At 39.1% G+C, this 23,475-nt stretch carries 17 protein-coding genes and 1 tRNA gene; 3 read left to right on the plus strand and 15 right to left on the minus strand.

Annotated features, from left to right (window positions below; all coding sequences use genetic code 11):
• Nucleotides 1-16: 16 nt before the first annotated feature.
• Nucleotides 17-1,606, minus strand: coding sequence for a peptide chain release factor 3 (gene prfC, locus QL998_RS00965; RefSeq protein ID WP_290191963.1), 1,590 nt, complete (start codon nt 1,604-1,606; stop codon nt 17-19).
• 852 nt (nt 1,607-2,458) lie between these two features.
• On the opposite strand from prfC, the gene QL998_RS00970 reads away from it, so the two are divergent.
• Entirely contained in the window at nt 2,459-5,125 is a 2,667-nt protein-coding gene (locus tag QL998_RS00970; RefSeq protein WP_182197378.1) for an ATP-binding protein, read from the plus strand.
• A gap of 75 nt (nt 5,126-5,200) precedes the next feature.
• On the opposite strand, the gene rimI is transcribed toward QL998_RS00970, so the two are convergent.
• The 8 genes from rimI to guaB form a co-directional block, all read right to left on the minus strand.
• A complete protein-coding gene (gene rimI, locus QL998_RS00975; protein ID WP_290191964.1) occupies nt 5,201-5,668 on the minus strand; it encodes a ribosomal protein S18-alanine N-acetyltransferase in 468 nt (155 codons plus the stop codon).
• Entirely contained in the window at nt 5,655-5,960 is a 306-nt protein-coding gene (locus QL998_RS00980) for a hypothetical protein (RefSeq protein WP_290191965.1), read from the minus strand. The genes rimI and QL998_RS00980 overlap by 14 nt, the downstream gene beginning before the upstream one ends.
• A gap of 64 nt (nt 5,961-6,024) precedes the next feature.
• Nucleotides 6,025-6,101, minus strand: a tRNA-Trp gene (locus QL998_RS00985).
• 227 nt (nt 6,102-6,328) lie between these two features.
• Nucleotides 6,329-6,997, minus strand: a complete 669-nt coding sequence (gene ptuB / locus QL998_RS00990) for a retron Ec78 anti-phage system effector HNH endonuclease PtuB (protein WP_290191966.1) — start codon at nt 6,995-6,997, stop codon at nt 6,329-6,331.
• A gap of 5 nt (nt 6,998-7,002) precedes the next feature.
• Nucleotides 7,003-8,643, minus strand: a complete 1,641-nt coding sequence (ptuA, locus tag QL998_RS00995; RefSeq protein WP_290191967.1) for a retron Ec78 anti-phage system effector ATPase PtuA — start codon at nt 8,641-8,643, stop codon at nt 7,003-7,005.
• Complete coding sequence (locus QL998_RS01000) at nt 8,636-9,580, minus strand: retron St85 family RNA-directed DNA polymerase (RefSeq protein ID WP_290191968.1); 945 nt, start codon at nt 9,578-9,580, stop codon at nt 8,636-8,638. The genes ptuA and QL998_RS01000 overlap by 8 nt, the downstream gene beginning before the upstream one ends.
• Nucleotides 9,581-9,969: 389 nt before the next feature.
• Nucleotides 9,970-11,547 carry a glutamine-hydrolyzing GMP synthase gene (gene guaA / locus QL998_RS01005; RefSeq protein ID WP_290191969.1) on the minus strand — a complete coding sequence of 526 codons (1,578 nt, stop codon included), beginning with the start codon at nt 11,545-11,547 and terminating at the stop codon, nt 9,970-9,972.
• Between the two features lie 265 nt (nt 11,548-11,812).
• Nucleotides 11,813-13,282 carry an IMP dehydrogenase gene (gene guaB, locus QL998_RS01010; RefSeq protein WP_002958783.1) on the minus strand — a complete coding sequence of 490 codons (1,470 nt, stop codon included), beginning with the start codon at nt 13,280-13,282 and terminating at the stop codon, nt 11,813-11,815.
• Between the two features lie 399 nt (nt 13,283-13,681).
• Between guaB and xseA the strand changes: the two genes are divergently transcribed.
• Entirely contained in the window at nt 13,682-15,016 is a 1,335-nt protein-coding gene (gene xseA, locus QL998_RS01015) for an exodeoxyribonuclease VII large subunit (RefSeq protein WP_290191970.1), read from the plus strand.
• A 33-nt stretch (nt 15,017-15,049) separates the two neighbouring features.
• Here the strand turns inward: xseA and QL998_RS01020 are convergent, their stop codons facing one another.
• The 3 genes from QL998_RS01020 to QL998_RS01030 form a co-directional block, all read right to left on the minus strand.
• Nucleotides 15,050-15,736 (minus strand): hypothetical protein, encoded by a 687-nt coding sequence (locus QL998_RS01020; protein WP_121955564.1) that lies wholly within the window; start codon nt 15,734-15,736, stop codon nt 15,050-15,052.
• A 15-nt stretch (nt 15,737-15,751) separates the two neighbouring features.
• Nucleotides 15,752-16,570: a serine O-acetyltransferase gene (gene cysE, locus QL998_RS01025; protein WP_121955565.1), complete on the minus strand. Its 819-nt coding sequence runs from the start codon at nt 16,568-16,570 to the stop codon at nt 15,752-15,754.
• A 197-nt stretch (nt 16,571-16,767) separates the two neighbouring features.
• On the minus strand, nt 16,768-19,650 hold the full coding sequence (locus tag QL998_RS01030) for a pitrilysin family protein (protein WP_290191971.1): 2,883 nt from the start codon (nt 19,648-19,650) through the stop codon (nt 16,768-16,770).
• 250 nt (nt 19,651-19,900) lie between these two features.
• Here QL998_RS01030 and QL998_RS01035 point away from each other — a divergent pair, with 250 nt between their 5' ends.
• On the plus strand, nt 19,901-20,857 hold the full coding sequence (locus QL998_RS01035; RefSeq protein WP_290191972.1) for a methylenetetrahydrofolate reductase: 957 nt from the start codon (nt 19,901-19,903) through the stop codon (nt 20,855-20,857).
• 126 nt (nt 20,858-20,983) lie between these two features.
• Here QL998_RS01035 and QL998_RS01040 read toward each other — a convergent pair whose 3' ends face one another.
• Genes QL998_RS01040 through QL998_RS01050 form a run of 3 tightly spaced genes read right to left on the minus strand, consistent with a single transcriptional unit; the run spans nt 20,984 to nt 23,472 of the window.
• Nucleotides 20,984-21,172 carry a hypothetical protein gene (locus QL998_RS01040; RefSeq protein WP_024606059.1) on the minus strand — a complete coding sequence of 63 codons (189 nt, stop codon included), beginning with the start codon at nt 21,170-21,172 and terminating at the stop codon, nt 20,984-20,986.
• Nucleotides 21,173-21,185: 13 nt separating this feature from the next.
• Nucleotides 21,186-22,166 carry a sensor domain-containing diguanylate cyclase gene (locus QL998_RS01045; protein WP_290191973.1) on the minus strand — a complete coding sequence of 327 codons (981 nt, stop codon included), beginning with the start codon at nt 22,164-22,166 and terminating at the stop codon, nt 21,186-21,188.
• Nucleotides 22,167-22,224: 58 nt separating this feature from the next.
• The gene (locus QL998_RS01050) at nt 22,225-23,472 is read right to left on the minus strand and encodes a DEAD/DEAH box helicase (protein WP_024606061.1); all 1,248 of its coding nucleotides are present in this window, start codon (nt 23,470-23,472) and stop codon (nt 22,225-22,227) included.
• Between the last annotated feature and the right edge of the window lie 3 nt (nt 23,473-23,475).

The following is a 23,475-nucleotide window of genomic DNA, read 5'->3' on the forward strand; positions in this document are numbered from 1 at the left end:
CTGTAGTCAGTCGATTCTAGTTTTCGCGAGTGTGGTTAAATGTCACTTCTGGGTAACGCTCTACTGATAAATTAAGATTTACACGGCTCGGCGCAATGTAAGTTAAGTTATCGCCACCATCGAGTGCTAAATTACTTTCACACTTGCGCTTAAAGTCTTCAAACTTTTTAACATCGTCGCTGCTTACCCAACGCGCTGTATTTACGTTTACACCTTCGTAAATAGCATCTACGTTATATTCGGCTTTTAAGCGCGCTACAACTACATCAAACTGAAGTACACCTACTGCGCCCACAATTAAATCGTTGTTTATAAGCGGTCTAAATACTTGCACAGCACCTTCTTCAGAAAGCTGTACTAAGCCTTTTAATAATTGCTTTTGCTTAAGCGGATCGCGAAGACGAATACGGCGGAATAGTTCAGGCGCGAAGTTAGGAATGCCACTAAATTTAAGTTTTTCGCCTTGCGTGAATGTATCACCAATTTGAATGGTACCGTGGTTATGCAAACCAATAATGTCGCCCGCGTAAGCGTCGGCTGCACGCTCACGGTCGCCCGCCATAAAAGTTACCGCATCAGAAATGCTCACTTGCTTGCCAATTCGCACGTGATTCATTTTCATGCCTTGGCTATACTTACCCGATACAATACGCATAAATGCAATACGGTCACGGTGCTTAGGGTCCATGTTGGCCTGAATTTTAAATACAAAACCAGTAAAGTTTTCTTCAGTTGCAACAATAAGTCTGTCTTCGGTTTCACGAGGCAGTGGCGTTGGTGCCCATTTAGTTAAACCATCTAAAACGTGGTCAACACCAAAGTTACCAAGTGCGGTACCGTAATAAACTGGCGAAAGCTCACCGGCTAAAAACAGATCTAAATCAAATTCGTTTGATGCGCCAATAACAAGCTCAAGCTCATCGCGTAATTGCGCAGCTAAATCTTCACCAATGGCAATATCAAGTTCTGGGTTATCAAGACCTTTAATGGTAAGAACTTCTTGAATTTTATGACCCTGACCTGTTTTGTATAAAACAGCTTCGTCATTATGAATGTGATAAACACCTTTGAACTCTTTACCACAGCCAATTGGCCAAGTAATGGGTGCACAGGCAATATTTAGCTCTGTTTCAACTTCGTCAAGCACTTCCATTGGGTCGCGAATTTCACGGTCACATTTATTCATAAACGTAACAATTGGCGTTGTACGCAGGCGTGTAACTTCCATTAGCTTACGGGTACGATCTTCTACACCCTTTGCCGCATCAATAACCATTAAACACGAATCTACCGCAGTTAATGTGCGGTAAGTATCTTCCGAGAAATCTTCATGTCCTGGAGTATCAAGTAAATTAACAAGTGCGTTGTTATATGGAAACTGCATTACAGAGGTAGTAACAGATATACCACGCTCTTTTTCCATTTCCATCCAGTCAGACTTTGCATGCTGGTTAGAGCCACGGCCTTTTACAGTGCCGGCTCGTTGAATAGCTTGTCCGAATAACAATACTTTTTCGGTAATGGTTGTTTTACCAGCATCTGGGTGAGAGATGATAGCAAAGGTTCGTCGTTTATTAATTTCGCTAAGGAGATTTTGATCTGCCATTAAAAAAGTTCTTTTAGTTTGTATACGGATATTATCCACTTTAAGTATGCTGAGCTTTCAAGGCTTAAATAATACCAATTGCATTAAATTAGCGTTCTATTATAGCGATAATAAAATAGCGCAATAACAAGGCGAAATTATCACATAGAGTTATTCTCTATGAATAATTTTTAACGTAGTTAGTGAGTTATTTAATACGCTAGAACGATCTTGTTTTAATAAAATTGGTATAGAGCAACCTCGAAAGCTCAACACACCATCAGAAAAGCCCTAAATTGGCCCTTCACATGCGATCCGTTATGTTAATCGTAATTGGAGACTATTTTCGCTGATCTTGGCCTTATAAACAATCAATGGTTGGTTATTAGCTGATCTTTTTTATTAATATGGATTTTGGGAAGCCTAACTGCAAATGAGGTACAAAAAAATCAGTAATAAGCCAAATAAATAGAATCAGCACACAATACACCAAGCCTCTGCACACCATTAGAATTTTTAAGCCTTGCTTGAGAATATAACCTAGTGGCCCGGCTAACAGCCCTGCGTTAACCCACTGGTATTTATAACTAAGAGTAAATTAGAAAATTCAATTTTAAGTGATAGCATTTATCTTTAAAAAAATGACTTTAAAAGATGTAAATTTATGTAAACTTTTTTGAACGATAAAATAACGGTTATAAGCATGTAACTTATTAAATTAAAATAACTTAATAAAATAAAAAAACACCAATACAGAGCTAAATACCATGCAACTACTGATTGTAATTTAGCCACCAAGACCGCCACAAGCTTGTGTAATAAAGTCGTAACGCATATTATTGATAGATTGCATGGAGGATAAGTCGTTTGGTCATGAAAACCAGTAAGTTAAGTATTAGATTATTATGGTATATAACACCCCTTGTTATTCTACCGCTGCTATTTTTAGGTGGCTTTACGCTCACCAATGTAACTAATTCAACACAAAAACAAGCTGATTTAATAATGAGCCGTTTTGTTGAGCAACAACAGCAAAAAATATTTAATTATATCGACTCTTTTCACTCTACTGCAAAACTACTTTCAACCTCGCCAGTACTTAGTGATTTTTTAGCAAACGACATTCGTGCCAACGGTAATTACACCCGAAAACTTGGCGCGCTTATGGATGTATTTGCCAGTTACAGTGAGGCTTATCCCGATATAATTAGCATTAATCTAGTTTCAACAAGTGGGAAAAGCGATGCCTACTATTCTAACAACCTAACAACAGCGCCTAAAAGCTACCCGTTTTTTAATCAAGTATTGCAAAGTAATTTAAGTAAACAGCAATTTATGATTCAAAAGGATGATGGCACCACTAGTTTGTATTTTATTCAACGAATTTATAGTGTTGATTACTATTTAAAACGGCCACAGCAGCTTGGTTTTATTGTAATACATATAGAACCTTCAATACTAAACTCTAGTATTTTAGAAGCGCCATATAACAACACGCTTAATTTAATGTTGACTAAAGACGGGAAAATTTTATTTAGCTCCGATTATAATATGCGTGGCCAATACATAAGCGAGTACGAACTTAATCAAGTGCACGACCTCGCTGATATCGGCATGCTTTCAACTATTGAACTCTCAAGCATAGACAAAATAGAGCGAATGATTTTTGCAGTGCAAATGCCCGGCGGATATTATTACGTATCAACCATTCCCAAAGGGGTGCTTTATCAATCAGGTAAAGCCATAAGTTTAATAACAGGCTTAATTGTTATTATTTCGGTGATCACCCTGCCAATATTAATTTTTGTAGTGGTCCGCAATTTATTACTTAACCCAATTGAGTTACTCGGGGCTGCGAGTCATCGTGTTGGTGATGGCGATTTGTCGGTGCACTTACCAGCTCATACAAATGATGAGGTAGGTGTTTTATTTAACGACTTTAACCACATGGTTAATCAAATAAGGCACTACCAACAACAGCTTGAAGAATACAAACACCACCTTGAAGATAAAGTGGAAAGTCGTACCCAAGCACTTGAAGCTATGAACAGCCAACTTGAGTTAGCTATTGGCCAAGCTGAGCAAGCTAATCAACTTAAGAGTCGTTTTTTAGCCAACATGAGTCACGAAATACGCACGCCGCTCACGGCCATTATGGGCTTTACAGAGCAGTTACTACATAACGATAAAGTAGCGAATGACAAACAACACCTAAGCACTATTTTACGTAATTCCAAACACTTACTAGAGTTAATAAATAACATACTCGATTTATCTAAAATTGAAGCTGAAAAGCTGGCTGTTGATTTGTCAGCGTTAAACGTAGTGCAGCTTGTGCACGACATTGAATCAATTATTCAACCACTGGCACAAGAAAAACAATTAACCCTTAATATCGACTATCAACTGCCGCTACCCCGCACCATTTATAGTGATGTGACCCGCTTAAAACAAATACTTATAAACATTGCTAATAACGCTGTTAAATTTACCGAAAATGGCAGCGTGTCTATTTGTGTGCATTATTTACAAGCAAGTCAAAAGCTAGAGTTTGTAATTAAAGATACTGGTATTGGTATGTCTGAGCATCAAATAGAACGTGTATTTAAGCCGTTTGAACAGGCCGATGCCACAACTACACGTCGTTTTGGTGGTACAGGTCTTGGGTTGTGTATTTCTAAAAACTTAGCACTGTTACTTGGTGGCGATGTAAACCTTGAAAGTGAAGTGGGTGTAGGTAGCCGAGTTACAATTAGGGTGGCATGTCAGCTATCTGATGATCAACCCATGCTTGAATTTTTAACGCAAGACAGCCAGTTAATACCAGAAAAAGACCCTCTCTTATCGTTTGCAACCAATAGCTTCGACGCCAATATATTAGTGGCTGAGGATAACCCAGATAACCAACTATTAATTAAATTATTACTGCAAACCTGGGGCCTTGAACCCGATATTGCCAGTAATGGCGCACAAGCTGTAGAAATGGCGCTCGTAAACGACTACCAACTTATTATTATGGATATGCAAATGCCTGTAATGGGCGGATTAGAAGCGACTAAAATGCTTCGTCATGCAGCGTATGATGGCCCTATCATTGCCCTTACTGCCAATGTAATGAACCATGATATAGGCACTTATCTAGAAGCTGGATGCGACAAAGCACTGGCTAAACCCATTGATAAAGATGCTCTGGAAAACGTACTCGTAAGCTACCTGCATCTTGAAAAAGATAATCAAAATAAATGGGATAGCCTATTAAAGAGCGAAAAGTTTCAGCAAATTGCCGATAATTACTTAGCTAACTTACCTACATATTTAGAAGAAGTTAAAGCTTTGCAGCATTGTGATGATTGGGAAGCATTAAGAGGTATAGCGCACAGTGTTAAAGGTAGTTCTGGATGCTTTAACTTTGATAAAATTTATCAAAGCGCTGCGGCACTTGAAGAGAACTTAAAAAGTAACAATAAAGTGCCAAGAGACGAGCTGGTAAATGATTTAATAACAGCCATTGAGCAAGCAATTAGCGACAAAGTAAGCTAAAAGTTAACTTACATAGCGGTGCAATTACTCTGTTTTTAGCAGCTCTGTATTTTAAATGCTAATTACCGACTTTAATTATGAAAAGTTTAAACCTAGCGCCATACCCATTAAAATAGCGTCTTCAAAGCCATTTTTAGCAGGGTTATCACTTGGGTAGTAGTTTTTACGCACTGACATCTCAGCAAAGCCTGCGCGCTCGTACAGTGCAATAGCACGCGTATTTGATTCGCGTACTTCTAAAAAGAGGTTTTCAGCATTTTGCTGCTCACCATATTCAATAAACTGAGCTAACAACTGCCTTGCAATTCCCTTCCCCTGGTGACTTGGTGTTACACAAATATCCATAAGTGTAAAATCAGGCCCTGCTTTTTCACCAATATAAAAACCAATCATGCTCGCCTCATTAAATGCGGCAACATTAAAATAGCGCCCGCCTATACATGAACCCATTGTATTTAAAGTCCACGGATGACTATGACACGCTGTTTCGATGGCCATTAATTGAGATATTGCAGTTTCATCTACTGGTTTAAAGTTTATCAAGGTGTTCACTCATTAAAGCCCATAAAGCACGCTTTTCAGAAGCGTTGAGCTGTGGGGTTGGCAATGTAAGCTCATTATCGTTTAATTGCATCTCACTACCCTGTACAACGCTATTTATAATAATAGCCCCTGCACTGAGCTTAATGTCTGCAAATAGTTGCTCATTGAGCGTTAAAGAACTAGCTGTCGTGCTTTGCGATAAAGTATCTGCTTGGTCATTTGCTTGAGAACAATAATATTGATTGAGTTCAAGATTTTCTATATCAAAAATAGCTGCGTAACGTGGATGCATAACAACTCAGTAGATTAGACATTTGAACAATATAAGAAGTAATAAAAACGATGTAAAGAAGAAATGGCAGGGGCGGAGAGATTCGAACTCCCAACCATCGGTTTTGGAGACCGCTGTTCTACCAATTGGAACTACGCCCCTGCAATGACGACGAATTATAGAGAAGTTTCGCCAAAGGTAAAGAGAAAAATCACTCTTTTAGTTTAACTGCTTTTTAAATAAACAAAACGGCGAATTAGCATGCTAATTCGCCGTTTTTTAATCAACAAGGTCTTCAGTAAATGATTTAGTAAGTATACCCTGACAAGCCATCATTTAGTTCCTTGGTTATGAACTCGAATATTTCTAAATAGTAAAAAATTAACCATTTAGAACTTTTCGTTATACTTCCATAAATGCTCTAATGCAGTTGAATGCTCGACTTTTTTAATTCTGATTAATGCTTCTAACAACTGTTCTTCCAAAAGTTCAGCTAGCTCACCTGTATCATCGACTAACTCTTCCCAATAACTACCTGCCAAATTCTTTTCTCCAGCGATGGCTGCTTTTCGTGAATTCTCTAGTGCGCTATCACCATCAAGATTAAAAACAGCAATAGTGTTATCAGCAAGCTCTTTATTTTGTGGTGTTAGATCCGTTCTAGGTCTAATCTTTCCAGAACCAAGGAACAGCATTAACTCACTAGGATCCATCACATCAGGTTTACAAACCTTGGTTAAATTTATTTTCTTAGCTGCTGGAGCTTTATCTTTATACTTCCCACAACGATTCAGGTTATTACATGAACCAAATAAGTTATTCCAGTTAAAGGTCATACTAGGATTTAGACCCTTTTGAATAAAGTGCTCAATATGTCTTTTGGCATTATCTGTATATAGTCGGCATTCACAATAGGCACAGAACCCATTCTGCATGATATTAAGCTTATCCCAAATACCATCAGTCAAGCCATTACTTGAAATAACAGACCAATTATCTCGACCATGCTTAAATTGAGCTAAACAAAGGGGAGCATCACCACGATCCAACTTTTTCATTAGAATTAAATTCCTTTCAATGCTTTAACCTTTAATTTGAACTCCTGCGTTCTAATATCGCCTTTAATTTTTACTACCTCAGGATGCTCAGTGCCGAAATGCTGAACGATTTTATCAAATAATTCTATACCACTCTCCGACTTCCAGTGGTTCTCTTCAACCATGACCGAATAGTCAGAAAGCCAATTTGCTTCAGGCACTGGCGGGGTAGAAAACGTCCCCATAATCTGTTCTAGCACATCAGAACTGCACACCCCTTTGGTCTGGTGTATTGGCTTGTCTATAGTAGCAATCCCATTATCATCAAACCGAAGTATACGAATGCGACCTTTATCTACAGTAGACAGCACTTGAGGACTATGGGTAGTCACGATGAATTGTATATTGGGGAAAGTCGCTTGGAGACCGATTAGGATCTCTTGTTGCCACTTGGGGTGAAGGTGTAATTCAATTTCATCAATCACTACAATTCCATGACCATGTAAAGGATCTTCAGAGTCAGGATTCAGTTTAACTAAACGTCTTGCTAAATCTCCAGAAAGAGCTACCAGCATCTTTTGTCCTTGTGATAACTGAGCTATATTCACTCTATTCTCAAAATTATCAACCATGAGTCTGACTTTGCCTAAGCTGCGGTCTACTTCAAGGTTTTTTATTCCTGGAACAAGTGCTTCTATTGCTCGATTAACGAGGTTTAAATGCTGTTGATATTTTTCTGAAGGTTTAGCTTTTATTAAACTATTTAATTCTTGTTTTTTAATTTTTAATTTAGCACTAAATGCATCATTTTCAGGAGGAACTTGATCTGCATATACATCATCAATAGTGGCTTGCAAATTAGTTATTTGAGCACTTAGTTCTTGAACTTCTTTAGTCTCTTCTCCTTTCGCCCGATTAACCAGCTCAATATAAAGCTTAGAAAAATCTTCTAACTTTCCACTTCCATCTAATGCGGTCTTAAGGTCAGAAAACCTATTACTAACACTGTCTCCTGAAACTGCCTCTGTGATCTTTGAAGCTAATGAAAAATCTGAACGTTCAACCGAATAAAATACTAAAAGTGGAATGTATATAGATGGATTTTTAGCTATACTTTTATACATATCAGCAACTTCTCTGATGGCAACCACATCAGTAGGTGAACTGCCATCATACCCCAAAACAGTACGACCAATACTCGCATCAAACGTATTCTGATTATCAAATTTAAATTTCGTCGTTACTTCACTGAATTCTGTAGAATCGACATGAATATCACTTTCTGTAACTGGCCTACCAACTACGTCTGTTTTTTCCAGATTGTTATTCAACCATGATAATGTTTTAGCAATAGCATCTGCGATACTCGTTTTACCAGCCCCATTGGCGCCTATAAGAACGGTAACTTTGTTATCAAATGAAATTTCAAGCTCTGTAAACCTTCTAAAATCAGTTAAGTGCATTGAAGATAAAACAAGTCTCTTTTCAATAAGTGCAGATTCAACTTTATTAAAATATTGATTAGCTAGTTCCTCGTTCTTCTGCTCTACATTCTTACCTTCAAAGTAATTTCGATACAATTGAAACGATGATTGAAAATTACCTTTATCTGAGCTTTGAACTAGGTGTTTTACAGACCTGCTTCTATTTTTGTGTGACTTAGCCATTTGACTCCTCAATAATTTGAGTAATTAACTCAGAAGTATATTTTCGTCTCAATGATAGAACAAACACAGGTTCTACATACTTAGCGAAAGCAATAAGACCTCTAAGGTGTTGCCTATTCTCAGCATCAAGTTTATTTAATTGTACTTGATGGACTAAATGCTTGATATATCTTTTACGCTCTCTCCCGAGCGAGAGAGAACCATCATTGGTAATAGTTATACCTGTAACATGTCTATTATGAGCTCTAGATGAAAACCTAGTTTTCTTTCTATTAATTTTAATCGCACTTCCGAATAAATCAGCCAACTTTTCCTTTACAAGCTCAGGCAAGATAAAGAGAGAGTCTTTATGCTTCGTCGAGAAGGTCAAGTCATCTGCATAGCGCGTATATACAATTTCTTTTTCAACACACAACTTGCCAATAATACAATCAAATTGATACATAAAAAAATTAGATACTAGTGGTGAACTTGGTGCCCCTATACTGAGAATTAAAGCACCTCCAGTTGTTTTACTTGGGCACCAGAAAAGCAAGTTTTCTAACGTTTTTTTATCTTTATCAGAAGGTAAAGGCAGAATTGAATCCCAGACTTTCCAAAACAATTTATCAGAGATAGAATTGAAAAAGTTTTCTAGATCTAATTTAAGTAAGTAAGGATTATTTTTGTGAGCAAGTGCATTGTGCTTAATGCTTGCACCTTTTCGATAAGCCATCGCTAAATCATGGATAGGTAACTGTTGAATCTCTATATATTTACGCTGATATTCTTTAAGTTCTTTAGAGGGCTGAGCTATAACTCTGTGTCCAGATGTACGCTTTGGAATAGTATACACTTTGTATCTTTTAGGTGCACTTAAGAGAAAGTGAGCAACTTCGTCTTCACTTTTTTTCAACTCGAATGCTAGTTTTTTTATCAAAGTCATTTTTAATCCCATAAAAAAGCCCAAGAGCATCACTCTTGGGCTTAACTCTTTACTAGAGGAAGCGATAGGTTCGCAACCTGATTGACGAACGGAGTGAGGAGATCAGGTTGCGAACCTATCGCAACCATAAAACCGTTCAATAAATTAGAGTCTGGCTAAACACCCGACTAGACGAATTCGTCCTAAGCTAAAGAGCTCATACAGTATATAGTAAGTTTATAAGATTATTCAATTTCATTTTGCCACCCTTTTACTCTTCGTAATTAGTGCATAAAGAACCCTTCATATATAGTGAAAAAGCGTATTATTATCAGTCATAGCTAAGAACGAAAAAGTCCGCAATTACGCGGACTTAATTAAGATTTAATGCCTGTTAGCGCCAGACGTTTCAGGTCTAAAAATTATTCCCACTCAATAGTTGCCGGTGGCTTACCAGAAATATCGTAAACTACACGTGAAATACCATCTATTTCGTTAATGATACGGTTTGATACCACACCTAAAAACTCATATGGTAAATGTGACCAGCGCGCTGTCATAAAGTCGATTGTTTCAACACAACGAAGTGATACAACCCAATCGTACTTACGTGCATCGCCCATAACCCCTACCGATTTAACAGGTAAGAATACAGTAAATGCTTGGCTTACTTTATGGTAAAGCTCAGCTTTGTGAAGCTCTTCGATGAAAATCGCATCAGCGCGGCGTAATAAATCACAGTATTCTTTTTTGATTTCGCCAAGTACACGCACACCTAAACCTGGTCCAGGGAAAGGATGACGGTAAAGCATGTCGTACGGTAAACCTAGCTCTAGGCCAATTTTACGTACTTCATCTTTGAACAATTCACGTAATGGCTCAACAAGTCCCATTTTCATGTCATCTGGTAATCCGCCCACATTGTGGTGAGATTTAATAACATGTGCTTTGCCTGTCGCAGATGCAGCAGATTCAATAACGTCTGGGTAAATTGTACCTTGCGCTAACCATTTTGCATTTTTAAGCTTTTTGGCTTGCTCATCAAATACATTAATAAACGTGTGACCAATGGCTTTACGCTTATCTTCTGGGTCTGACTTACCAGCAAGATCATTTAAAAACTGCTCTTCGGCTTCAACTTTAACAATGTTTAAACCAAATTTATTACCAAACATGTCCATTACTTGTTGGCCTTCGTTTAAACGAAGTAGACCATTATCAACAAATACACATGTTAGCTTTTCGCCAATTGCACGGTGAATTAGCATAGCCACAACCGATGAATCAACACCACCAGAAAGGCCTAAAATAACTTCGTCATCACCTACAGTTTCTTTAATACGCTCGATAGCATCATCGATAATTTTTGCAGCAGTCCACAACTTTTCACAGCCACAAATATCAATAGCAAAACGCTCTAATAGGCGCTGACCTTGATGCGTGTGTGTAACTTCTGGGTGAAACTGTACGCCGTAAAAACGTTTTTCTTCGTTAGACATTGCAGCATGTGGACAAGTAGATGTTTTAGCTGTTGTAGTAAAGTCAGCTGGAATATCCATTACTTTATCGCCATGGCTCATCCAAACGTCAAGTATGCCGTTGCCGCCATCTGTAATATGGTCTTCAATTGCATCAAATAATGCACAATTGCCCACTTTTTCTACTTGTGCGTAACCAAACTCTTTTTTATCTGAGCTGTGTACGTTTCCGCCTAGTTGAGCCGCCATTGTTTGCATACCGTAGCAAATACCTAGTACAGGCACGCCTGCATTAAATACATACTCAGGAGCGCGCGGGCTATTTTCAAGCGTTGTTGATTCTGGGCCACCAGAAAGAATAATACCTTGTGGGTTGAACTCGCGGATTTGCTCTTCAGTCACATCCCATGCCCAAAGTTCACAGTAAACACCAATTTCACGCACACGGCGGGCGATTAATTGAGTGTATTGTGAACCAAAGTCTAAAATGAGAATTCGTGAATCGTGAATATCTTTGCTCATGGAGTATCTCGTAAAGTCTGATGCTAAATGCCGCTTTGAATACCAATTTTATTAAACATTACTAATTCTTGCAGGCTAAATAACTCTCTAACCACGTTAAAAACTTCTTATTTAGAAGAAACTAAAAATCGAAATTTTTGCCTCGTTATTGAGCCATTTATCTGTCGCAATAATTGACCACTTTATTAATGCAATTGGTATTTATATAAACGACTAAAAAGAGGGCTTGCAAAGCAAGCCCAGTATATTAAATTAATTACGCTGCTTAACCTAAGCGGTAATTTGGTGCTTCTTTAGTGATTTGCACATCATGAACGTGCGACTCACCCATACCCGCTGAAGTAACACGTACAAATTGTGGTTTTGTATTTAGCTCTTCAATTGTTGCACAACCCGTTAAGCCCATAGCGCTTCGTAGGCCGCCCACTTGCTGATGAATAATCGTTGCAATAGGACCTTTGTAAGCTACGCGACCTTCTATACCTTCAGGTACTAACTTGTCTGCTTCGTTTGATTTTTGGAAGTAACGATCTGATGAACCTTCTTTTTGATCCATCGCGCCTAATGAGCCCATACCACGGTAAGATTTGTAATAACGGCCTTGGTATAATTCAACTTCACCTGGTGCTTCTTCAGTACCAGCAAGCAGTGAACCCACCATTACACACGATGCACCAGCAACAAGTGCTTTAACAATATCACCAGAAAAACGAATGCCACCATCAGCAATAACAGGAATGTCGCGACCTTTTAAGCCTTCAACAGCATCTGAAATAGCGGTAATTTGTGGAACGCCACAACCGGTAACAATACGTGTAGTACAGATAGAGCCTGGGCCGATACCTACTTTAACTGCGTCGGCACCCGCATCAGCAAGTGCAATCGCACCTTCAGCTGTTGCTATGTTGCCTGCAATAATTTGTAAGTCTGGGTACTCTTTACGTGTTTTAGTAACACGGTCAATAACACCTTGAGAGTGGCCATGCGATGTATCGATAAGTAAAACATCAATACCCGCTTCTACTAATGCAGCAATACGCTCATCAGTACCTGCACCAACACTTACAGCTGCACCTACACGTAAACGACCTTGGTCGTCTTTACATGCGTCAGGTTTGTCTTGGGCTTTTTGGTAATCTTTTACTGTGATCATGCCTTTAAGTTTAAATTCATCATCAACAACAAGGATTTTTTCAATGCGGTGTTCGTGCATTAAGCCTAAAATTTCTTCGCGTGCTGCGCCTTCTTTAACGGTAACAAGCTTTTCTTTTTTAGTCATAACGGTAGAAACAGGCTGTTCAAGCTTAGTTTCAAAACGCATATCACGACTAGTAACAATGCCTACAAGCACATTATTGCTATCGGTAACCGGAAAGCCTGAAAAACCTTTTTCGTGCGAAAGCTCAATTGCATCTGCAATTGTTAAATCGGCAGTAACCGTTACAGGGTATGAAACAATACCTGCTTCGTAGGTTTTAACTTTACGTACGTTTTTCGCTTGTTCTTCAATAGTCATGTTTTTATGAATAAAACCAAGACCACCTTCTTGCGCAAGGGCAATAGCTAAACGAGCTTCTGTAACAGTATCCATAGATGCTGAAATAAGCGGCAAGTTAAGTTTGATACCACGCGTTAAGCGAGTTGAAATATTTGCCGTGTGTGGCAAAACAGTAGAATGACCAGGTACTAAAAGTACGTCATCAAAGGTAAGAGCTTCTTTAGCGATTCTAAGCATTTTGGCAACTTCTCACATGTGGATCTAAGATAAGGAATTGCGGCCAAATTTTAACAGCGTTGTTGGCATGAGTAAATAATATTTCGCAAATATTTATGATAATATAGGGTCTATTAGCCTTTCAAGGTTAAATTTGCAGCAGTTTGTTAGGTATTTAGGCAAGGCAGAGCCTATGCAGTGTGGTTATTCCCCATAAATAGGCGATAACGTAGCATCAATTCCAAACAAGCGCTGCCCAAAGGGTTCAGCCTAGGGGCGATTAACTCTTTGTTACTCGGTTTTTACTTAGCCCACTAGGTTACAAACCTCGCGCCGCGATTAAATCGCCCCTAGTTTGAACGAATTTTAATCTACAAAGGTCAATAGACCCTTGCTATAAATAGTTTTAGGTTGTTTTTTATGTTTTCGAAGCCTTCGCAGGCGGTTTACACCGTTTCACGCCTTAATAGAGAAATTCGCACAATTCTTGAGCAAGGTTTTGCATCTTTAGTGCTCACGGGCGAAATTTCTAACTTTATTACCCCTGCATCTGGACATTGGTACTTTTCGTTAAAAGACGATAAAGCACAAATTAAAGCCGCCATGTGGCGAGGCAATAATCGCAACCAAAGCTACCGCCCTGTAAATGGCGCACAAGTTACAGTAAAAGCGCGTGTATCGCTTTATGAACCTCGCGGTGACTACCAGCTTATTGTTGAGCATATGGAACCCGCAGGCGAAGGTCAGCTAAAACAAGAATTTGATGCGCTTAAAATGCGTTTAGCCGCCGAAGGATTATTTAGCTCTGCTCACAAACAGCCATTACCCCAAAATATTAATCGCATTGGTGTTATTACCTCAGCAACCGGCGCTGCTATAAAAGATATTTTAACGGTACTTAAACGTCGTGCACCGCAGCTAGAAGTCATCATTTACCCTGCTATGGTACAAGGCAAAGAAGCGCACGTGCATTTAATTAACCAAATTGAATTAGCTAATGCTCGTGATGAAGTAGACGTACTTATTTTAGGGCGAGGCGGCGGATCACTTGAAGATTTATGGTGTTTTAATCACGAACAGCTCGCCCGCGCTATTTTCAAAAGTGAATTACCGATAGTAAGTGCGGTAGGCCACGAAATAGATACCACTATTAGCGATTACGTTGCTGATGTTCGTGCAGCGACTCCATCAGCCGCAGCTGAGCTTGTAAGCCCAAATACGCAAGAGTTACACAACAAAGTAACGCAATTAGTTAATCGTTTATCTAACGCGTTTAAGCACGGAATTGCCGACAAGCGCGCACTAGCAACGCAGTTACAACACCGCCTTAATTTGTGTCATCCGCGTAATCAGCTTAATCAAAAATCACAACGTTTGGATGAGCTAAGCATTGCGCTGCAACAGGCGATGCGTAATCGTTTATACCAGCAAGAACGCACACTCAATAACTTAACGCCGCGTTTAATGCGCCAATCACCCGATAAAAAACTCGCTACAGCAAACCATCAACTCGCGCAAATACAAGCAAGGCTTAATCAGGCTATACAACATCAATTGCAACAAGCTAATAATAATTTGGCGTTACAAGCGAGTAGATTAGACTCAGTAAGCCCACTCAACGTATTAGCACGTGGTTACAGCATTACAAAAAATGAGAAAAACAAAGTGGTTAAATCGGTAGGAGATGTAAAAGCTGGCGACACGCTAATTACAGAATTTGTTGACGGCGTGGTGCACTCACAAGTACATAGCTAAGGCTGTTAAAAAAACATTATAAAGTGCGTATACTTACTCTTTGATACTTACTACAAACTCTATTTTCTCGTCGTTAGAGCTTGATGTAGTTAGCTTAAATTGCTGCCACCAGGGCATTGCTGTTAGCTTATCGTTAAGCTCACGCCACTGCGCATGTCCTTGCTCATTACTTTGCTCAGCAACAATCACAAATTTACACAGTGTTTGCTTGCACTCCAAATCACTTAACTGTGCTGAGTTACTCAAGTTGCTGGTAATTAAAAAATCGGTAAGCGCCGTTTCTATTTCATAACTCCACTGAGTATTTTCACTTTCATTATCAAATTTTTCATCAAGTTGCTTAGAAAAATCAACATCATCTAATTGCGCTAACTGAGTTGACTTTAATTGTTGTTCGGCACGCTTTAGTTCCTTGGTTTTAACGGCAAGTTCGTCGGTAAGCGTACTTATTTGCTGAGTATACTCTTGTTCAACAAATTGCCGTGTAGCATTTTGGTTGGCCGTAATTAAAGCGCTATTTAGGTTTGAGTCATTGCTAACATCATGACTACTAAGTTTATTATTGCTACTGACTTTAATAGTAACATTCTGACGCGTATTTTCTGACTGAGGATATGCGTCATTAGATATTTTATTAAAAAACAAAAAGTAACTACTAGCCAACCCCACACCAGCAATAAAACTTAGCAACATTGAAAGTGAGTTACTTTTATTAGACATTATTTTTACCTAAGGCTACAGCATTGCGCTAGTATGCGATGCGTTTTCTGGCTCTTGTTGAGTCAAAAAGTTTTGGTTCATACTTTGTGCCGGACACTCACAATCCGGTCGACCAATAATTTTAGCGGGTACGCCAACAGCGGTTGTGTGTGGTGGAACATTGCTAAGTACAACTGAGCCCGCACCAATTCGTGCGCCCTCACCTACTTCAATATTACCAAGTACTTTAGCGCCGGCGCCAATTAACACGCCCGCTCTAATTTTAGGATGACGATCGCCCTGCTCATTGCCTGTACCGCCAAGCGTTACAGATTGAAGTATTGATACGTTATCTTCAATTACCGCTGTTTCACCAATAACAATACCGGTTGCGTGGTCAAACATAATGCCTTTACCCACTTTACATGCTGGGTGAATATCGACCCCAAACACTTCAGAGTTACGGCTTTGAATAAAGCGCGCTAGCTCTTTGCGATTTTGTTGCCACAAGCAATTAGCCAAACGGTGCGCCTGAATAGCATGAAAACCTTTTAGATTTAATATAACCGTAAGATAGGTTTCTGATGCAGGGTCGCGGTCTTTTACCGCTTTAATATCCTCGGCAACAAAAGATAGCATACGATCACATTTTACAAATGCTTGGTCAAAAAGCTCTCGGATAGTGAATGCCGATACCACCGCGTCCGCCAATTTATTAGCAACAATAAAGCTCAATGCCGAACCTAAACAATCATGATTCAAAATGCATGAATAAACATGACTTGCTAATAATGGTTCACGTTTTACTACATCGTTAGCTTCGTCGCGAAGCTGTTGCCAAATTGCATGACGCATAATACTGCACTGCCTTAAGTTGATATAAAATAGCCTTTTCCCAAGTCTAACGGATTTAACCACCAAGGTGTTAATCCCTTAGTTATTTGTTCTGGTTATTAGGTATAACTGTTTATTAAGTTTCATTATTAAATAATAAAAATGCCTCGATGCTTATAGCACCGAGGCATTATTTTAACGCTTAAAAAACACTTAAATTATTGAAATACTTTATCGACTTTCATCACTTCAATATTTTTTGCAGGAATTGCTAATTTATAATCAGCAATCACTTTATCTTCAGCCACTAATTCAGCAGGTTTATTAGTGTTATAAATCATTGGTGATGTTTGCTGCGATGCTAAACGTTTTTGCATATCAGCGCCGTCACCAGTAATAAATACATAGTGAACATTGTCTGTTTGTAAGTTTTCTTTAATAACGCGATTAACATCAGCAAGCGTTAGCGTTTTAAGTTTATTAGTTACGTAACTTACAAAGTTATCAGTGTTGTAAAATTCGCTATCAAGCGCGTAACCTAATTGGCGGTTTTGACTTGCAACCATTTGCGGCACAAAGTTAATTAAAAAGTTACGCGTAGCTTCAAAGTCATCTTCGCTCATACCATTTTTAATTAGCTTATCTAGCTCAAACAAGGCGGTACGTGTTGCAAAGTGCGCATCGTTATTAGAGCGAAGTGGACGTAACCACACTTGAAATATTTGCTCAGAGCGCCCTAGGTTTGCATCAGGCTTGGTTTGAAACATACCACGTGGAAAGTATTCAATGTATGCGTAATCGCCGTAGTTCATGCCGCGAGTTTCACGAATGCGCTCATATAAAAAGCTGTTAGAACTACGGTGCTCACCAAAGTACGAACGCACAAGCCAAAGGGCTGTCCAGTCTTCGCTACTTCTTATTGTATCAATAGGAAAACCAAACGATACCGCTGTCGATTGCGCTGACTTTTCTACAATAGTTGCATGATGACCTTTAAGCGCTGGCGCATCAGGAATACTTAAACGGCTTTGCTCACCTTTTGGTAGCGTTGCAAAATCGCTCATCATTTTAGCTTTAAGCTTTGCAGGTACAGCCCCAATTAAACCAACCGTGAGTTTAGATTGCGTAAGCTCGCTGTTATAAAACGCTTTAACATCATCTAGCGTCAACGCTTCTAAATCCGAAATATCACCATAGTTGTAGCTTTCGTAAGGGTGATTTTTGTAAAGCGCACTGTATAGCACTTCTTTGCCTAGCTCTTCATCGTTAGATGCTTTTAAGCCTGATTTAATACCGTCGATCATTTCTTTTTTAAGGCGCTTAAAGTCATCGTCTCTAAAACCTGGGTTTAGTAATTGATCGCTCACAAGTGTATACCACTGCGCCGCATTATCTTTATGGATACGCCCTTGGAACGACAGCATTTCTTTATCTATTTGATAGCCAAAGCTACCCGCAAGCGGATAAAGTGCTTTTTGAATATCTTTATAGCTTGTCGCCTCAGAGCCACCTTGTGCAAGCATTGCAGCAGTTAACGCAGCAACACCTTTTTTGCCTTGTGGGTCGGCAGCCGCACCGGTATTGAATAAAAAGTTAACATCAATTAATGGCGAGCTATTGGTTTTATCAAGTACTTTAAATACAGGTGCCGCAGGTGCTTGTTCAAGCTTTGCAGTAAGCGCATTTAAATCAACTTCTTGCTCAAAACCTGGGGCTTTGTCAAGTGCCGACATTGTTAATGTGGTACGTGCGTTATCAGTAAAGTATTTATTAGCAACGGCTTTAATATCTGCGCTGGTAATGTTATCTGATGATTTATAGAGCTGGTTTATAACCTCAGGATCGCGCTCAAAATGCATGTAGCTGGCAAGGGTTGATGCAATCGCTTGCGACGAATCTAAGCCATTAATAAAGCTGTATTTAAGGTTCGATTTTAAATCATTTAGCTTTTGCTCATCAACAAGCTCAGTGCGTGCTTTTGCATAAGTTCGGTTAATTGCATCGCGTGCAGTGACTAAATCGTCTGCGTTTTCTACTTTAACAAATACGTGTAATAAACCCGGATCTTTAGTCTCTGGGTTATAGGCAAACATTTGGCTGGCAATTTGTTTGTCGACCACTAGCTCTTGATATAAATCAGAGTTATTTGAAAAATAAAGCTGTGAGATTAAATCAAGCGCCGCTCTGTCTTTTTTAGCAGGCTCCCACGCAGCGCCTTTGTACGATACAAGCAACCAATGCCCTGGTAGTGCTTCATCTTGCTGGTGCAAATATTTTGGCGCTTGTTGAACAGGCTCAGCTTTAATATCGGCAACATAGTTACCTTTTTTCCAGCTACCCCAATGCTTTTTAACCATTGCCATTGTAGCTTTTGGCTCTACATCGCCCACAATAACAAGTGACACATACTCAGGCTTATAAAATTTAGCAAAAAACTCTTTTCCGTACGCCATTTGATCAGGCATGGCTTCTATGTCTTTAAAAAAGCCCATAGTGGTGTGTTTATACGTGTGCTTATCAAACGCTTCTTCGCGTACAGCGCTTAATAATTTACGAATTGGGCTCGCGTTGTTTTTTAAGTACTCACCTTTTACCGTTTGCGCTTCGGTTCTAAATTGCTCTTCGGTGTAGGTTAAGTTTTGAAAAATATCAGCTTCTAGCTCAAGTACTTTATCAAGATGCTGCTTTGAAAAGTTTAAATGGTAATTTGTGTAATCGTTTGTTGTATATGCGCGGTTATCAACACCTGAATTTTTTAATATGTCTGAGTACACATCTTCAGGGTATTTTTGTGAGCCTTTAAACATCATGTGTTCAAAAAAGTGAGCAAAGCCTGTTTTGCCCTCTTCAACTTCGTTACGCGACCCTACCGATACCGGAATTTGCAGCGACACTACATCAGGGTAATCGGTTTTAACAACCATGACACGTAAGCCGTTTTCTAGCTCTTCAATTAAGTAATCTTGTGAAAAAACACGGTCATCAGCTTTATTTACTTGTTCTTGTTGTGCTGTTGTTTGCGTGCTTTGGTTTTGTTGCATGGCGCAACCCGTAAACGCCAGTGATACCGCTAAGCTGGTTGCTAATAATTTAAATTTCATTGTTGTCCCTTTTTAAATTGAGCAAATTTGTTGTCAGATTTAACTCTTTAATTATGCCCCAAAGCCAATAAATATAAGAGCCCCAAGGGAATTTATTATGTAAACAACTGTGTCAATTATAAATTATGGGAACAAGCACAATGAATAAACATCATGTTAGTTGAAAAACTTTCACTAAATAAATCTATCTAGACGTCTAAATGGCTGCTATATTAAATCCATCTAAACAAACTTAGCTGGAATGAGGATTATGGCTTTATCACTAAAAGAGAAGATAGTGGACACCAACCAAGGTGTTTATCTTATTGGTACTACCCCGCCTAAAATTGGCACCGATAAAGCGCAATTAAAAATCATTGCAGAAAAGCTATTAGGTCGCTTACACGAAATTGAATACGACGGCGTGATAATTTACGACATTCAAGACGAAAGCAGCCGCACTAATCAAGACCGCCCATTTGCGTTTAAACAAACCGTTGATCCGCGTGAATACAGCCATTTACTTCGTAATTTATCTGCACAAGATGTGATTACTTATAAAAGTGTGGCGCAGCGTGGCGTAGGCGAATTTAAAGATTGGCTAAGTAAAACTAAAAACGACTACGATTTACAAAATGTTGTTTTAGTAGGTAGCCCATCATCGATAGGCGATATAAAGCTAAGCCTGCCAGATGCGTATAAAGCATTGGCTGAGCAATCAGATGATTTCTTTTTAGGTGGCGTTACGATTGCTGAGCGCCATTCAAGTAAACGAAATGAGCACGAACGATTAATAGAAAAAACAGCACAAGGTTGTCAGTTTTTTATATCGCAAGCTGTTTACGACACACAAGCTACTATAGAGCTAATTACTAGCTACGCACGTACATGTAAAGCACAAGGGATTACACCTCAACGTATTATATTAACGTTTACCCCGTGCGGCGGCGAAAAAACCTTAGACTTTATGCAATGGTTGGGTATCTCAGTGCCAGAGGCAACTAAATGGCGCATGCTTGATGCAGACAATACATTAAGCGAATCAGTCCGTATTTGCCGCGAAAACCTCGACTTAATACTTAAAAGCTGTGCGCATTTAGATGTACCGCTGGGCCTAAATATTGAAAGCTTAACAAACCGTAAAGAAGAAATTGACGCGTCAATTAACCTATACCGTTTATTAAAAGCCATTATGGAATTAAACCTTGCGGAAAAGCTAATAGCTTAAAGACTAGGTTAGAGCTAATTAACACCCTTCTTGGCAAGCCTAATGGCTTGCTTTTTTATGTCCGTTCTTTGAAAAATTAATTAATAAATACAAGTAAAAATTTGCAGCTTAAGCTATCCATGAAAGCTATTTTTGGTTATTACTCTCAAGCCTTTTTAAGGCAAACCCCATAGAGGAGCACATAACACCAAAAATTATTCCCTCATTAGATATAAATCTAATGCTAGGAAACGTTTCAAATAAGCTTATTATTGCTAAGGAAAAAATAAAACCTATCGCAGAAAAAACCAGCCAAGTTTGTGTGGCATGAGTCATGACGAACCTCCTTTTATTGTGCTTTTTTAGCGAGCTTGTACGCTTGTTTATTTTTATACATTGCGTGGTCTGCATCACTTAATAGCGCTTCAAAGGGCTGCTTTTGTTTATTAGTAAAACTATAACCTATGCTGAGCGATAAATCGCAGACGTCTGCTTTGAGTAAAGCTTTTGAATACTCAGAGGATATTTTATCCATGATGTAGCTAATTTTGCTTTTATCGCTTAACTGCATTACTGCAACAAACTCATCACCACCTAAACGCCCTACTATGTCGGCATCTCTTAAATGGTTTTTTAGCGTATCAGCCAAAATAATTAAGGCTTTATCACCTACTTCATGACCAAAGGTGTCGTTTAATTTTTTAAAGTCGTTTATATCTATAAACAAGCAACATACGTCGAATCCCAAACGCAGTGCTAAATTAAGCTTTTGCTGAGCTAGTAAGTTAAGTGCTCGGCGATTATAAATATCTGTTAATGAGTCTAACATAGCTATTTCGCGCATTTGTTCATAGCTGTAAACAAGCGCTAGGTCGTCTTCAATTAAATCGCGTAGTTGCTCTATGAGCTCAAAGTATTCATCGGTATAGCTAGTTATTTTAGTGTCTTTTAAGCATAGCGTGCCAAATACTTCACCTTCTGGCCGATGAATAGGTAAGCCTAGGTAGGATTCAACGCCATCCTTAACTACTTCTGGGAGGGTGTTCCATGCATCGTTATTGCTTGCATCATTAACATATAAAATATTTTTAGTTTCAGCAACGTACCGACAAAACAGAGGTGTTTGAGGAGGGAGTATAGGATTGGTCTCAAAGTTAGATCCACCTTCGTTGCTTCTAATAACAACGCGATAGCCTTTGCTTGTTGCCTGAACTATATAACCAGACGGGGCTGAAAAAAGCCCCGTTATAAGGTCGATTGTTTTTTGCCATTTATGCAAAGATATTTGGCCATCAATACCAGAAAATGCCCATTGATCAATTTCAAACATTGCTTTACCTCGGCTATTTAGTAGCTCCAGTATAGGCAAGAAAGCAAAGTAAAAGCTATTATTTACGACGTCTACTTGGCTCTCTTTTACCAGTGATGCGTTTTTTATCGCGATCTTTTCGCGACTTGTTAGTATTTTTACGATTATCTTTTGGCTTTTTATTAGGATCTGGCTCGTAACCTTCTAACCACTGCGGCGTTAAACGCGTATCGAGTAGTACTTCAATTTCTTCTAGCAGCCATTGCTCATCAAGACTTACCAGCGACATAGCAAGTCCTTGTTCGCCAGCACGACCTGTACGGCCAATACGGTGCACGTAATCCTCGGCAATGTACGGTAGTTCAAAGTTAATTACGTATCTAAGTGTAGAAATATCTAAACCACGCGCAGCTACATCGGTTGCAACAAGTACGCGTGTAATACCTTCTTTAAAGTTTTGCAATGCACGGTCGCGTGCGCCTTGCGATTTGTCGCCATGGATTGATTCGGTTTTTAAACCGTCTTTACACATTTCTTTAGCAAGCTGATCAGCCATTTGTTTTGTGCGAGTAAAAATAAGCACTTGGCGCCAGTTTTTCATACCAATCATGTGCGATACAAGTTCGCGCTTACGATCCTCATCTACAGCGTAAATAACTTGCTCTACTTCAACTGCGGCTGAGTTACGTTTATCAACTTCAATTAGTTCTGGGTTTTTAAGTAACTTTTTACTGAGTTCAAACACGCTGTCATCAAACGTAGCTGAAAATAGTAAAGTTTGGCGATCGCCCGGGATATGTCGCAATATACGTCTAATTTCATCAATAAAGCCCATATCAAGCATGCGGTCAGCTTCGTCAAACACTAAGGAGTCTACGCTTGAAAGTACCACACTGCCTTTAACTATATGATCAAGCAAACGCCCAGGTGTTGCCACTATAACTTGCGCTGTTTTAAGTGCTTTTATTTGAGGGCCAATACTTGCGCCACCATAGGCTAAAGCGCCATTGATATTAGTGCCTTGTGCGTACTTTTCAAAGCTTGCAAATACTTGCTGAGCAAGCTCACGGGTTGGCGTTAAAATGACTACACGTGCAAGGCCTTGCTCATCTTTTTTATGGGTATTTAAAAGCTTATGTAATAAAGGTAAAACAAAGGCGGCAGTTTTACCCGTTCCTGTTTGCGCGCTGCCCATTACATCACTTCCGGCTAAAATAGGCGGAATAGTTCTAATCTGAATTGCGGTTGGTTGAGTGTAATTATTTTGCTCAATCGCTGTTAATAATAACGGGTCGAGATTAAGTGATGAGAACGTAGTGGCAGACATAGG

Origin of the sequence: Pseudoalteromonas sp. APC 3691, from assembly GCF_030408135.1 — a bacterium.
Classification (GTDB): Bacteria; Pseudomonadota; Gammaproteobacteria; order Enterobacterales; family Alteromonadaceae; genus Pseudoalteromonas.

Bases quoted from the DNA above. Each gene is read 5' to 3' on its own strand.
- ptuA (WP_290191967.1), bottom strand. From the start codon at position 8,643: ATGGCTAAGTCACACAAAAATAGAAGCAGGTCTGTAAAACACCTAGTT.
- QL998_RS01050 (WP_024606061.1), bottom strand. From the start codon at position 23,472: ATGTCTGCCACTACGTTCTCATCACTTAATCTCGACCCGTTATTATTA.
- QL998_RS00980 (WP_290191965.1), bottom strand. From the start codon at position 5,960: ATGCATCCACGTTACGCAGCTATTTTTGATATAGAAAATCTTGAACTC.
- QL998_RS01030 (WP_290191971.1), bottom strand. From the start codon at position 19,650: ATGAAATTTAAATTATTAGCAACCAGCTTAGCGGTATCACTGGCGTTT.
- QL998_RS01020 (WP_121955564.1), bottom strand. From the start codon at position 15,736: ATGTCTAATAAAAGTAACTCACTTTCAATGTTGCTAAGTTTTATTGCT.
- guaA (WP_290191969.1), bottom strand. From the start codon at position 11,547: ATGAGCAAAGATATTCACGATTCACGAATTCTCATTTTAGACTTTGGT.
- QL998_RS01000 (WP_290191968.1), bottom strand. From the start codon at position 9,580: ATGGGATTAAAAATGACTTTGATAAAAAAACTAGCATTCGAGTTGAAA.
- QL998_RS00970 (WP_182197378.1), top strand. From the start codon at position 2,459: ATGAAAACCAGTAAGTTAAGTATTAGATTATTATGGTATATAACACCC.
- ptuB (WP_290191966.1), bottom strand. From the start codon at position 6,997: ATGAAAAAGTTGGATCGTGGTGATGCTCCCCTTTGTTTAGCTCAATTT.
- guaB (WP_002958783.1), bottom strand. From the start codon at position 13,282: ATGCTTAGAATCGCTAAAGAAGCTCTTACCTTTGATGACGTACTTTTA.
- QL998_RS01045 (WP_290191973.1), bottom strand. From the start codon at position 22,166: ATGTTTGAAATTGATCAATGGGCATTTTCTGGTATTGATGGCCAAATA.
- QL998_RS01040 (WP_024606059.1), bottom strand. From the start codon at position 21,172: ATGACTCATGCCACACAAACTTGGCTGGTTTTTTCTGCGATAGGTTTT.
- xseA (WP_290191970.1), top strand. From the start codon at position 13,682: ATGTTTTCGAAGCCTTCGCAGGCGGTTTACACCGTTTCACGCCTTAAT.
- cysE (WP_121955565.1), bottom strand. From the start codon at position 16,570: ATGCGTCATGCAATTTGGCAACAGCTTCGCGACGAAGCTAACGATGTA.
- QL998_RS01035 (WP_290191972.1), top strand. From the start codon at position 19,901: ATGGCTTTATCACTAAAAGAGAAGATAGTGGACACCAACCAAGGTGTT.
- prfC (WP_290191963.1), bottom strand. From the start codon at position 1,606: ATGGCAGATCAAAATCTCCTTAGCGAAATTAATAAACGACGAACCTTT.